This is a genomic window from Merdimonas faecis (assembly GCF_001754075.1).
Lineage (GTDB): Bacteria > Bacillota > Clostridia > Lachnospirales > Lachnospiraceae > Merdimonas > Merdimonas faecis.
Genome location: NZ_MIEH01000022.1, coordinates 61,448 through 74,801 on the forward strand (window position 1 = coordinate 61,448; position 13,354 = coordinate 74,801).

General features: G+C 41.5%; 9 protein-coding genes. 2 read left to right on the forward strand and 7 right to left on the reverse strand.

Going from position 1 to position 13,354, the window contains the following annotated elements; all coding sequences use genetic code 11:
* Positions 1-311: 311 nt before the first annotated feature.
* The 6 genes from BKD12_RS12850 to BKD12_RS17410 all read right to left on the reverse strand — a co-directional run bounded on the left by BKD12_RS12850 (position 312) and on the right by BKD12_RS17410 (position 10,715).
* Positions 312-2,858: a YgjP-like metallopeptidase domain-containing protein gene (locus tag BKD12_RS12850; RefSeq protein ID WP_070089743.1), complete on the reverse strand. Its 2,547-nt coding sequence runs from the start codon at positions 2,856-2,858 to the stop codon at positions 312-314.
* On the reverse strand, positions 2,858-6,037 hold the full coding sequence (locus tag BKD12_RS12855) for a type I restriction endonuclease subunit R (RefSeq protein ID WP_070089744.1): 3,180 nt from the start codon (positions 6,035-6,037) through the stop codon (positions 2,858-2,860). The genes BKD12_RS12850 and BKD12_RS12855 overlap by 1 nt, the downstream gene beginning before the upstream one ends.
* A gap of 15 nt (positions 6,038-6,052) precedes the next feature.
* A complete protein-coding gene (locus BKD12_RS12860) occupies positions 6,053-7,294 on the reverse strand; it encodes a restriction endonuclease subunit S (RefSeq protein WP_083262961.1) in 1,242 nt (413 codons plus the stop codon).
* Positions 7,288-9,960 carry a type I restriction-modification system subunit M gene (locus tag BKD12_RS12865; protein ID WP_070089745.1) on the reverse strand — a complete coding sequence of 891 codons (2,673 nt, stop codon included), beginning with the start codon at positions 9,958-9,960 and terminating at the stop codon, positions 7,288-7,290. The genes BKD12_RS12860 and BKD12_RS12865 overlap by 7 nt, the downstream gene beginning before the upstream one ends.
* A 47-nt stretch (positions 9,961-10,007) precedes the next feature.
* The gene (locus BKD12_RS12870; protein ID WP_070089746.1) at positions 10,008-10,202 is read right to left on the reverse strand and encodes a helix-turn-helix domain-containing protein; all 195 of its coding nucleotides are present in this window, start codon (positions 10,200-10,202) and stop codon (positions 10,008-10,010) included.
* Between the two features lie 387 nt (positions 10,203-10,589).
* On the reverse strand, positions 10,590-10,715 hold the full coding sequence (locus tag BKD12_RS17410; RefSeq protein WP_278308601.1) for a hypothetical protein: 126 nt from the start codon (positions 10,713-10,715) through the stop codon (positions 10,590-10,592).
* 280 nt (positions 10,716-10,995) lie between these two features.
* Between BKD12_RS17410 and BKD12_RS12875 the strand changes: the two genes are divergently transcribed.
* Together BKD12_RS12875 and BKD12_RS12880 are read left to right on the forward strand one after the other, a co-directional pair.
* Complete coding sequence (locus BKD12_RS12875; RefSeq protein ID WP_070089747.1) at positions 10,996-11,202, forward strand: hypothetical protein; 207 nt, start codon at positions 10,996-10,998, stop codon at positions 11,200-11,202.
* Positions 11,203-11,891: 689 nt separating this feature from the next.
* Positions 11,892-12,917 carry an Abi family protein gene (locus tag BKD12_RS12880; RefSeq protein WP_070089748.1) on the forward strand — a complete coding sequence of 342 codons (1,026 nt, stop codon included), beginning with the start codon at positions 11,892-11,894 and terminating at the stop codon, positions 12,915-12,917.
* A 108-nt stretch (positions 12,918-13,025) separates the two neighbouring features.
* Here BKD12_RS12880 and BKD12_RS17000 read toward each other — a convergent pair.
* On the reverse strand, positions 13,026-13,354 hold a 329-nt coding region (locus BKD12_RS17000), incomplete at its 5' end, for a hypothetical protein (RefSeq protein WP_176730970.1).

Below are 13,354 nucleotides of genomic sequence, written 5' to 3' on the forward strand. Positions count from 1 at the left end.
GTATAATAAAAATGCCAAAAGATAGCCAGTTCTGGATACAATAACTTGTTCAACGATCATTGACTTTTTCGACTGTTTCTACTTGATTGCATTTACTTTTTCATTCGACCTCTGTAATAAATGCCCAAAACCGCGCTCCTGTTCCCATGATTTCTTTTTCTATCAGGCAAAATATACAGATGACTCCTATCATGAGATCAAATCTTCTTCTCGCAGCAGCATTAACCAGCCCCTAGAATCCCTGGAACAGCTGGACAATCTCATTTCTCCACTTTTAAAACAAGGGCAGCCCTTTCCCATAGCTATCTTTCTCACGGATCACTTCCAAGAGGTGTAATTCCGTTTTCTTCGAGCATTTCGTTTATTTCATAAATCGAATTCTCTGCGCAGGCCGCTAAAACACATTGATAAACGTAACCTTCGTTTTTCATCGAATTCAATTTAAAATCTGTTTTACCGAGAAACATCTCAGCCTCTGGCAAAGGCAGCTTCAGACCTACGCATAATGCCAGAACTGTCTGAACTGAAGTCGGGTATTCCTCATCATTTCTTAACCGCTGAATGGTCTTTTCCCCAACAAGCGAACGGTCTGCCAATTGCTTATTTGAGAGTTTTCTCTCTTTTTGTAATGCGACCAGTGTCTCTGCAAAAGAACCAGGATATCTGCGTAGTGCTTCAGAACGGCGCTTCGCGTTCTTGATCTGATCAAGAAGTGCCTTGTTGTGCGTATTGAGTTCAAAGGAATACTCAATCTGATTTTCAACCGGAGCGGAGTTCCTCATGAACTGTATGTAATTTCTCGTTCCTTGGTATTTCGATTGATAGATATATCCCTTCGAAAATACTACGCAACACTCATCCATATGAGAGAGCGCATACTCCGATAACATGACATTTCCGACTTGATCAAGCCCTACATACTTCTCATTATTGAGTACGAGGTGATGGTCTACAAAAACAAACTGCCCGCTGTCAATCAGTTTTTTAAATTCACGATCAAAGCAATAAGCCTTGAACAAGTCTGCATAGGGAATTGTGAAAGTCTGGTTTTTCTCTAATGCTCCTGCTTCAAATGAATACCCACGAACATACTGTCCATCTACAAACGGGTATGCTCCTTCGGCCTTGGAATAGCCCAAATCAATCAATCTAACTTTTGCAGCCTGCCTCGACACATCGAACAATCCCGCAAGCTCATCTATTACATTCTCGTATGCTGTAATGCTCGCATTTTCAGAACCTCCATACTCAGAAAGTAATTCGTCCGCCTTCACGCGAGTCGTCTTTTCAGGCATTATAATTTTGGGAGCAATGCCTTTTGCTTGCCACTCCATCCAGTCTACGGCCTTCCATTTATCTGAATCAGTAGTATTTGCAACTATTTGGCACTGGATAGCCCTTCCAAGATTATCGTTAGCACCTATCATTTTCATCAACACATGATAAGGCTGATGACGGTACCAGTGGAAACATTCATGAGCCAGAGTAGTACGCTTTGTCCCTACTGATCGTTCATAGGAGACACGCGGATCAAGGTATACTGTTCCACGTTTAGCATTGCGAATTGTAATCTTACGATGTTTATCGAGAACATTTCCGTTATCAAAGATAATGGTTCCGAAATAAGTGAGATCATCTGACAATGGAATATCTTCTATGACCCGCAACTTCATATCGCTGGCTACTTTTTCAATCGGAACTCTGACCGGTTTATCCAAAGCTTCTGGACAGTATCTTTTCAGGAACTTTTCAGCCTCATACTCAAACTGATCACGAGAAATGATCGGCACAAGTTCTCCGGAAAGGCGATCGTTATCAGATTCTTCCTGTGGCTCACAGTTTCCAATCGCCATGATACGAAAGCCACTCATGTCAATACCAAGGGTGACCTGACAATGGATTTTAAGCCAACGCTCATTAAAGTATCCTTTTCGGGAAACAGACGGCATTTCAACATCGCAGGATGCAATAACATCAAATGCAATTACTCCTTCTTCCGGCTGCTCAATATGAATAACGTTTTCGATTTCCACATCAACGACCGACGTTTTCTTTCCATCGCCCGAATGCTCTTCCTGAATGAAGGCAATAGCAGCATCTCGAATGTCATCGTAACGTGACTGATCAATCAGTTTTTGAAGCGGGTTCTCATCCTGCGCTTCATAGTAATCCAGTCTGCTGTCGTTGAGCTCCTTACGAATCTCCCGCCAGTTTGGCATATACCTATCCATATGCGCGATAAATGTAGCATCGTGTTTTCTTGTAATTAAGTGCGTAAGTTCATGCAAAATAATATAATCAAGGCACGCATATGGTTTCTGAGCGAGCTGCAAATTAAACCACAACTTCTTTTTATCCGTACTGCAGGCCCCCCATTTTGTGACCATATATTTTGTTTGCCAAGAATCGCATTTAAGGCCTGTTTGTGCTTCCCATTTCGGCAGGCGTTTTTCTATTTCTTCTTTCAGAATCTTTCGATATTCCTCTTTGACATAGGCGTCTCGTTGTTTCACTGTGCTTTTTGCACTCATAGAAATGACAATATTCTGATTCTGAATCTCGAAGCTGTTCTTCTGATTGTCAGGCTTAAAGACAAGGAAGTACTGCTTTCCCCAGATATACATTGTCTCGCCGGAAACGTACTGTCGTTTTGATGCCCTTGGCTGATCCTGGAATTGGGCGATAGAACTTTTGATAAACCCAAGTTGAGTTCTGGCATAAGCCTCTATTGCTTTATCATCCACGGATAAAGGCGCAGAAATTACCACATGCCCATCCGGTGGTTTCACCTGAAGATGCATATTCTTTATATTCTTTTTTTGCACATCAATCGGAATTCCGGAAATGACAATGCGCATTAAAACTCCTCCTGCTTCTCAATGATCTTATAGATGCGCTCCACTTCAGAGTCATCACCTAAAATCTCATAAAGTGCTTTCTTTATTCTTCGAATTACTACCTGATTATCTCTGAACCCGGACAGCGCCTGCTTTTTCACTGCTTTGCGGATTCTGATAGCAAGTTTCTCATCTTCGCCTGTATTATCGTAAATAGCCATGAGGGCTTTACTCTTACGGATACTTTCTGGATATTTGTCGTTATCTTCCGGGCAATCGACATCCTTGGCCAGCTTTATATATTTTTCAAGCATCTCGGCATAGTCAAGAACGCCCTGCTTCCGCTCCTCGATTAGCTTATCGAGGATTTCGGACATCTTTGCATAGTAGCGCGGATTAACGGTAACCTTCTCAATAACCTTTTTACGGATGTTATTCTCGATGGCTTCTGCTGCGCCTTCCTTATGACCATCATCGCCCTTGCCAGTAAGCGTCTCGCCCTGCTTTGCGACAAAATCCAGCAGAGTAAGATCGTCGAAATCGCCGATCTTTTCAGCGTCTGCTGCAGTGATGTAATTATCGATCATCTTTCTCATATCCGGCTCATAAGCCTTCAAATCCAAAAAATCACCACTGACAGTACCTATGGTCTTCTTCAACTCAATATAGAAAGTGACCTTCTTGTCATACTCATTCAGCTTCCAGGATGAGATATCATCCACAAGATACGGCTTTGCTTCCACGAAGGCTCTGATAAGACTGCTCACCAGCCGATATAGCCTTTCTCTCAGGCGAGCGTATATTTCATCACTTTCCTCAGACTGACCAGAAACACCGCAGAAATAATGGATGTACTGGATCTCACTGCGAGGTTCCTCGACACCTTCGCAGAGTTCCTCGACCGTATCGTACACTTCCTCGAAATAAGATACTGTAGCATCATGGCGATCTTTAACAAGTCCTTTTACATCCTCCGGATCATATCCTTCAAAAGCGTCGGAAGTATAGTTCTTCATTGCCGTTTGGAGCTGACCAAACAACTGCTTGTAATCTACGATATAGCCGAAATCCTTCGTATCATCGTCAAGACGATTGACACGGCAAATCGCTTGAAACAGGCCGTGGTCTTGCATTTTCTTGTCAATATAGAGATAGGTGCAAGGAGGTGCATCAAATCCGGTGAGAAGCTTGTCCACGACGATAAGGAGTTTCATATTCGCAGGCTCCTCTACGAATTTGCGCTTTGCTTCCTTTTCAAATTCCTCCACTTTAGCCTGAACCGATCCTGCATTCGGAAGATCAGATGGATCAAGTCCAAGCATCCTCAAATATGTCTCGTATTTAAGGAAGGTTTCCGTATCATCTTCATCGCTGACCGTGTCAGTTCTCAATTCTCCCTTGTTAGGAGTATAGGAAGATATGATGGCGCACTTTTTAAATCCCATCTGCTGGAATATTTCATAGTACTTACAAGCCGTAGGGATACCATCAGCTACGAGAATCGCATTGCCGTTTCCGTCCATCAGTCGAGACTTCATATTAAAGTCCTGAATGATGTCCCACGCTACCTTTTCCAAACGAGATCGGGAACTGTATACCTTCTGCATCGTGCCCCATTTTTCCTTCAGCTTTGCCTTCGCACGAGAAGATAGACCTCTGGTCTTTATGTCGAACCATTGGTCAACACGATCCTGCGACGACAAATCCTGCGGAACATCACGGTATTCATAACGCAGATCTAGCACGACGCCATCAGCCACTCCTTCGTTAAATTTGTACGCGTGGATATATGTACCGAAAACTTCGATACTGATCTTCTTGTCCCTTTTCAGCAGCGGAGTACCCGTAAATCCGATAAATACAGCATTCGGCATGATGGTCTTCATTGCCGTATGAAGCTTACCGGACTGCGTTCTGTGGCATTCGTCAACAAAAACCACAATATTTCCCTTTGCCTCAAAATCGGCAGGGAGGGAGGCTTTCAATTCTTCTATGTACTTGTCATAGTCATTTTCTGTTACTTCACCGCCACGGCGGCCAAACTTATGCACAAGAGAACAGATCAGTGAATCATCATATACATTCAGACGATTCAATAAATCCTTACCGCTCTTGGTACGAACGATGTTCTCATCCACACCAGTGAATGTCTTTTCAATCTGCTCATCAAGCTCATCTCTGTCTGTAACGATAAGGACGCGGGCATTTAATTCCGCCCAATGTGTCAGAATCCACTTAGCAAGCCATACCATTGTCAACGTTTTTCCGGAACCCTGTGTATGCCAAAGGATGCCACCAAGCGGTTTCTTCATATCCCGGTTTGGATCGTGAAGCTCCGTCCTCAGATTATTAAGCCTCTGCTGGGTGCGCTTGATTCCGAAATACTGATTGTACCGACACACCTTTTTGATGCCTTTATCAAAGACAACAAAATTCATGATAAGATCGATAAAACGTTCCTTATCGAACATGGCGTATATCTGCTTCAGGAGTTTATTCTCAATGTCCTCGCATGTTTTACTGATCCGGACATCTACAGGATCACGTTCATCCTCGTGTTCTTTAAAGCCGTCATCCTTCCACTCCATATAAAACTTTTCTCCGGTCAGGAGCGTGCCATAGCGCAGGCCTTCTGATTCGTTTCCTGCCATGCAAAATTGCATCGTTGTAAAGAAGCCCTGTATGAAAGAGTTCTTCTGGTTTGTTAGATTCTGACGGATGCCCTCGGATACAGAAATACTGCTTCGCTTCAGTTCAATAACCGCTACTGCAATACCATTCAGGTAAACGACAAGATCCGGTCGCTTCTCTGACTGTTCAACGACCGTCACTTCTTCAGCGATAGCAAAGTCATTGTTCAGTGGGTTTTCTTCATCAACAAGCTGCACAGTAACTGGACGCTTTTCAGGGCATTCGCTAACCGGGATACCATACTTTAAACGAGAGTATACAGTTTTATTGGCATCATATAGTCCACGCGAAAGATTACCTGCTTCCTGTTGAAGCTGTGTAATAGCACCATCAATTATCTTGTCAGCATAGCCCTTCAAACGAAGGTACTGGCGCAGGCGATCTTCTTTGATATTCTTATTCTGCTGTTCAGACAGGTTACCAATATACTGATAACTCAAAATTTCCGGATCTTTAAAGAAGCGTATTACTCTTTCCTGTGTTTTGATTTCAGCATCCCCAATACTCATCTAGTAGGCACCTCCTTACATTAATCTGACCTTGCCGGTCAGCAATTCTTCCATCATACCTTGCTTTATTTTCTGATATTTTGATAGCTTTTCTTCGAGCTTAAGAATATCTGAATCCATATCGGAAAGGATATCGGCTATGGATTCTTGTTCTTCCTTCGTCGGCGGGACATATAAGTCAAACTTCACAAGGTCTTTCTGATACAAGTGATTAATCGTCGACCCCGCCGATAGCTGCTGAAGGAAATCCTTAAATACTGATGACTCTAACACATAAAACATAAAATGTGATGTATATGCATCCGTTATAGGCTTTATAAGAAATACCCCACTATTTAGTGTAGCAGGCCTTGTTAGATCAGACACATATGCAACTTTCCCAATGGTACCGTCTTTTGTAAGCAAAAGATCTCCATTCGAAACTTGAATATTGGGATCTTGCTCATATCTATAGTAATCCACGTAATGGCACCCATTCCAGTTGATTCGACCAACCTTAAAATCCGTTCCTGTAATCAAATAGGAATAGCCTTCATCCAAATATTCAGCTGTGGTTAATCCTTGCCAGCCAATACGTGCCTTAAGCCTTGAGTTTTTTGCAAGATTGATTTTAACCCAATCTTCCGTAAAACCATCCAGACGCCTCTTCCCAGTAACAAGCATTTGCATTGTGCCTTGACGAATATTTTTCTTCTTTCGGATGAGCTTTTTTAGATCAATAAGTAACTTGTCTACCTCGGACAGTATTTTTATTATTTCCCCTTGTTCCTCAACACTCTCTGGGTAAACTACATTGAGGCGGCTCACAATTCCCACGCTTAATCCGTCCATTATTCCGCCCACTGCAAGCCTTGCTGTCTGATCACTCAAATAATGAAACTGATCAGAAAACAGCTGTAGGATATAGTCGGAGCGAACCTTTTTTTCATCAAAGCGCAGTCGGATTAAATGCGAATCCATTATACCTCGCTGTATTGTAGAAGGGACAATAGCACACTTTCCTATCGTACCCATTGTGCTCATAACAAAATCACCCGGGAGGATTTCGCAAGATTTCAACCGATTAAAATGTTCGCGTGTTAAAAATCTGTCGCCTAAATTAAAATCATGTTCATATACATTTTCCTGTCCATAGACACGGTAAACACCATCTGACAAAAGCATTTCTTTTTTTAATTGACTACCAAACGGTCCTATTTTAATTCCATTCGGTCTTAACACCTCAGTTATCGGACACTCAATCCATCCATTTACCATTTAAATCCCATCCTTTCCAGATGAGACTTTACCCTTGCCTCATACTCTGTTGTATCTTTTTCAAGTTCTGGAAGCGTGTCTTCATAACGCTCTGCAAGCTCAACAATTCTATTTGTCAAGCGATGAGAAATCGCAGCATACAGATCAGCTATGCCTGAGAAGATGCTGTCAAACCACTTCTTGTTTACCAGCAACTCCAGAATTTCTTCGTCTGTCAGACTGTCATATCTTGCTCTGCATTTTTCATCCATTGCCTTGTTCAGATCCTTCACAACCTTGTTGTAGTCGGATACTTTTCCGCAAAACTCTAACGCAGCCTTAACCTGATTCACGTCGTCCCGCAGGCTTTCCGGCACACTCTCAACGGTACGAATAACAAATAATCTGAGCATGATTGATGATTTTGTGACCGTTCCTTTTTCTGTTAAAGCGCTTTCGCAAAGCGGGTGTCCCACCAAATATGCCTGAAGACGCTTTTTCTGCATCGGAAGCTGAGCCATCAGGAGCTCCAGCTCTATGGTTTCTTCAGTCTCTACATGCTGGGTAAGTTCCTCAATTTTGGCCTCTAAGTCCTTTGGCTTGACTTTTCCGTTTTCAGCCACATCGGCAAGAGCAGATTCTTCGTCGGCGCTCTCAATCAGATCAGAAAGCTGGGATTCAGTCTCTGCGACAAGATTCTCCGCTTCTTCGATAGCGTTCTTTTCAACACGGAAAAAGGCATCAATTACTATAGATTTTGGAATCAGGCGTCCTTCCCAGCCAGTGACCTTCATCTCACCTTTATTCTTGCCCTGTGTAATTTCTTCCTCAATATTATCTGTCGCTCTGGCATTGGCGTATCCATCCGGTTCACTGATGATTAAAGAGACATCATCATTCATAACCTCGTTCCAATATGCCAGCAAAACCTGATAAACATCATACTTATCAATCAGTGTCAGGTGCTCAAATTCTGCAAGAATATCCTCCGCAAGGCTTACAATCAACTCTCTTGCGAATATATCTCCATCAAGGGACGAAAGAGCAGGGTATTCCTTGGCTTTCCATGCTGCAAAAGCCGCATCGATTTTTTCACCGTATTCCGAAAACTCGGCGTTTTCATATATCGTCCGTCGAATGTTTTCGGGCTCAACATCCAAACTGTAGTATTTCTCACTAATAGCTGTCAGCAGCTCAGATTTCAGCGAAGGAAATGCCTCCCAGTACTTGGAGAGGCCATCGATATCAACCGCAGGGATTCCTCCATGAATGTGCGCATAGATATCCTGAATGTCTTCCGGATCTGTGGAGTCAATATAGCGGGTGATGTTCAGGTTATACCCATTCTTCTTTTCGATCTCGTCATTGGGTACGAAACGAGCATACTTGGGATCGGTAGTTATCTGCTCATTGAATGTCGTAATGATTCTATAGATATCACGTTCACGTAGACGATTCTTGTTGCCGTCCTTAACATATCCATGGCTGGCATCAATCATAAAGATACCCTGTCGGTTAGCAGCGCCCTCTTTATCAATTACAAGCACGCAGGCTGCTATCCCGGTGCCATAAAAGAGGTTTGACGGAAGGCTGATGATGCCCTTTATCCAGTGCTTTTTAATAATAGCTTCTCTAATTGTGGCTTCTGAATTTCCACGGAAAAGAACTCCGTGTGGAAGAATAACCGCAGCCTTACCATTTGACTTCAGTGCTTTAAGGATATGCATAAGCCAAGCATAGTCTCCGTTCTTCTCCGGAGGCATATCTCCATATCCCTCAAAGCGACCGTATTCTTTACCAGCAATTCCGTCGCGCCAGTTTTTCATGGAAAAAGGCGGATTGGCCACTATATAATCAAAACGTTCAAGTATAGAGTTGTCAGATTTATCAAGGTACTGCGGATTTGAAAATGTATTGCCGCTCTTGATTGTAATCTCAGCTTTGCGATGCAGAACAGCATTCATCTTGGCAAGACCAGCTGTCGTGCTTTCCTTCTCCTGACCATAACCCATGATCGGAAATGGAGCCGCGTCGATTGCCCGGATTAATAGGCTGCCGCTGCCACAGGCCGGATCACATACCGTAGCGCTGCTGTCAGTGCAACGACTAATCCCCACAACGTTAGCAAGGATTCTGGATACCTCAGCAGGCGTATAGAATTGTCCTTTACTCTTTCCACTTTCCGTAGCAAATTTACGCATCAGATACTCATAGGCATCACCAATAATGTCATCGCCCTCCACCTTATTTCGAGAGAAATCGAGTTCCGGACGCTGAAATATGGAAATGAGATCGGTCAACTTATCGACCATTTCCTTACCGCTTCCCAGCTTCTTCTCATCGTTGAAATGAGCAATATCAATAACACCCTTCAGGTCAGTATTCTCGTCAGCAAGGCGGGCTATGATTTTATCCATACCCTCGCCGATGTTTTTCTTTCCCTTCAGAGCAATAAAATCATCAAAGGAGCAACCCGTCCGCTTTTCCGGATCGGGATCTTTATCGTGTGCCTTATCGAAGACGTTAATGTCTTCATAGGCCCCTTTATTCTTAAATTTATCAGTGACATATTTCATAAATAAAAGCGTCAGGATATAGTCCTTATATTCTGAGGAATCCATGCCTCCACGAAGTTTGTCGCAACTCGCCCATAGCGATGCATATAATTGTGTTTTCTTGACAGCCATCTTTGTCTGCTCCTTGCCTAATATTTTTCTTTGGTTTTCTTCTTGAATCAGTCAGCACTTTTACCGCTCTTAACCCATTCATCGAGTTCGGAAATTTTAAATTTCCACTGTTTTCCGATTTTTTGAGCAGGCAATCCTTCTTTACTATTTCTGATCCAGCTACGAAGAGTGACCGTTTTAATTCCTAAATATTCCGCAGCTTCATCTATGCTTATCCATTTGTCATTCATGATTTCTTCCATGCTCTCACCTCGTGATTTGAATCTGCATACAGCTTAACAATTTTAGTATACATCATCAATGTGGTCTTTCAAGAGTTTTCTGTTATTTGTTGATATTATTTTTTATTTGTGCGTTTTCAAAAATTCTCACCGGACACGACTGTGTCCGTCCTTTTTTGCCTTTTTTCAATGTAAAGCCCATCTTAACCTATCCGTTTTTACCTGTTAGCACCGCAAAAACGGACATACCTATGTCCGAGGTTTCCATCTCTAAAAATGGCATACTTGCCTTAGCACGTGGAAGTCATCTGCGCAGGGCGTTTCCGGTTCCACGTGACTTCAACTGAAAATCATATTCTGTACTGATCACCGGAAGTGAAGTGCCGCCAAAGGAGGGCTTTTAACATGTCAAACTATGACAACCAAAGTAAAAACAACACGCCTCGTATCTACATCCGTAGCCAGCGCCGTTGGCAGAAACCACCCAAAGAAATCCATCAGGAATACACCCTCTTCCATAACCCCGACTGTCACTTAATACTGGACCGTGGCCTTTGCTGCTGTCCACCAATAGATGGTGGGGCTGTGATGCCGACCGTATCATTTTGGATCAACTGTTCAAGTGCCTCGCCAATCTGATGCCGTAAGCTACTGGATATTAGAAAGCCACATATGCAGGGCCTTTCCGATGAAACTATCTCAAAATCCATTGGTATTTCTCTTACTACTTTTCTCCCCCGTATCAGAACTACCAAGAAGCAGTTAAATGAATCAACTGGAATTTTCTCAGTTAAAGCAAAGGAGATGAACGATTATGGATACCATTCAGGAAATTCTTCTTTTTACAATTATTGTTATCCAGCTATGTACTAAGGCAGTCATTCTGATTAGTAAAATCCATGCCTTTCTCTACGCCCGCGAACGAGAACAGCGTGAGCGAGAACAGGCCGCCCGTGATGCAAAACATCACGCAAATCATACGAGGCGGCAAAAAATAAGCAACTTGCCCCCAGGACAGTAGACTGTTTCTCTACTTGTCAAGGCAAAGAAGACAGTAACCAAACAAAGACACTATCCTTCGTTCTAATTTTTCAACAATTAACCAAAACAGAAATGAGTGCATTCTAATGTATGTAACCTCTCCATTTTTATATCTCCTTCCTCGCACATAAAAATCATTTCTATTACTCAATGTAAAACATAGCACGTCCCTACGAAATACATTCAGGAGAAGCAAATATATCCGTTTCTCCTGGATGTCTATATGCCAATACTCAAATTAATTTTAATATCCTATTTTAACAACTTTTCATATCTCCATACACTTCATGATAAACTTGTATCAGAAATAGAATATTTTCTATCCCTTGCAATAATTTTTTACCTATATTGGCTCCCTATCGAATTATACTGTAATGCCACCAATACCATTTTCCACACCATTAACACCATTTTCACTTTTGCTGGCGTTAATTTTGCGTTATTCGCATCATCTTTTCCTTGATAAATATTGTAAGCCAATCCTTCTCCAACAATAAACTCCATTACCTAGAGTCCAGCAACTTTTATCTTGCCAATAATACTCTGAATGCTGCTTTCCCAATACCCGTATGCTTTGCTTGTTCCTCTCATTAAAATACTAATTTTCATCTTTACGCATTGTCTGATCCCATATATACTTATATTATTACTAAGGAGAGGAGTCCCCATATGTCTGAATCACATCCAAAAAGTACTGATGGCCTTATGCGATATCTTCGAGACAAAAAAGGTATCGCCATTTCTGGTTCGTCGCAAAAAAGAAAATTAATGAATATGGGATATTATCACGGCTATAAAGGTTATCGCTACATTAATACCCCTTCTAATAAAGTTCCCTATACTGAATTTGAGGAATTAGTTTCTGTATACGATTTTGATGCACAGTTAAAATCTTTATTTTATCCATATGTAATGTTTATTGAAACGGCCCTGAAAAATTATGTTCTCGATATTTTAGTTACTTGCACCAACTCAGAAAATTTTATCGTTATCTATAACCAATTACTGGATAACTACAAAATGTTCTCTGTCACAGAAAAAACATACAAAAACGCTTCTGAGCGTCGGAAAGCTGAGGATAAATTCAAATATGAATTAAAGCGGCGTTTGGATTTGCGTAATCGAATATATAAAGTTCAAACAGATGCATATGGCAATGGCAACAAAATTGCTGATCATTACCTTAGAAAAGATATCAACCTTCCAATATGGGCAATTTTTGAACTTCTAAGTTTAGGCGAATTTGGTTATTTTGTATCCTGTCTCAATAAAGATTGTCGACTTAATATTTCAAAAAAACTGGGAATCCGGCCCACTGATGACACAAATGCAATGATGCCACAGCGTCTAATTTATGCTACAAAAGATCTCAGAAACGCAATTGCACATAATGATGTTATTTTTGACACACGCTTTCGAAGTGGAAAAATTGATAAACAAGTAAGCCATGCAATTTCCAATGTAACAGGAATCAACAATCTTACTTTTGGAACAATAACAGACTATTTAATACTTGTCATTTATCAATTGAAACTTCTCCATGCATCAAAAACAGAAATGAGACGGATTATATCCGGATTTGAGGATATTGTCGAAAAACTTAGGGCAAATGTTCCAACAAGCATTTTTAACCAGATTATCCATACCGATAATCCCTCAAAAATCCTTTTATTAAAAAAATTTATTTCAAATTGAAATACCTTGCATTTTATTTTCATTTATTGTATATTATAAATGTGAATTGCGGTGCGTCTCTACGGAGCGTACTTGGGAGAACTGGATGCGTCTGGTTCTCCTTTTTGTTTATATAGCAATCGTCCGCTCAATTTTAATGTCTCTGTTCTTACAACTTTTCATCCCTACATATTTCTTTCGAAACACGCCACGATCTACAACACTGATGATATCCACTTTACATTCAAAAACGATCAAGAAAGCAGCACATAAAAACACAGCCCCACCACTGGACTTTACACCGGTAGTAGGGCTATATTTTATTTTGATTTCTGTTATTTTAGAACGTTTAAATCTTCTTCTCCATACATAGGAATTGTCATATCCGGCAGGTTCTCTTCTTTGACTAACTGTTAGCGTCGGGCGATTTTCACCATTCAGAGTCGGATTAAAAACGC

Bases quoted from the DNA above. Each gene is read 5' to 3' on its own strand.
- BKD12_RS12850 (WP_070089743.1), bottom strand. From the start codon at position 2,858: ATGCGCATTGTCATTTCCGGAATTCCGATTGATGTGCAAAAAAAGAAT.
- BKD12_RS12855 (WP_070089744.1), bottom strand. From the start codon at position 6,037: ATGAGTATTGGGGATGCTGAAATCAAAACACAGGAAAGAGTAATACGC.
- BKD12_RS12860 (WP_083262961.1), bottom strand. From the start codon at position 7,294: ATGGTAAATGGATGGATTGAGTGTCCGATAACTGAGGTGTTAAGACCG.
- BKD12_RS12865 (WP_070089745.1), bottom strand. From the start codon at position 9,960: ATGGCTGTCAAGAAAACACAATTATATGCATCGCTATGGGCGAGTTGC.
- BKD12_RS12870 (WP_070089746.1), bottom strand. From the start codon at position 10,202: ATGGAAGAAATCATGAATGACAAATGGATAAGCATAGATGAAGCTGCG.
- BKD12_RS12875 (WP_070089747.1), top strand. From the start codon at position 10,996: ATGGATACCATTCAGGAAATTCTTCTTTTTACAATTATTGTTATCCAG.
- BKD12_RS12880 (WP_070089748.1), top strand. From the start codon at position 11,892: ATGTCTGAATCACATCCAAAAAGTACTGATGGCCTTATGCGATATCTT.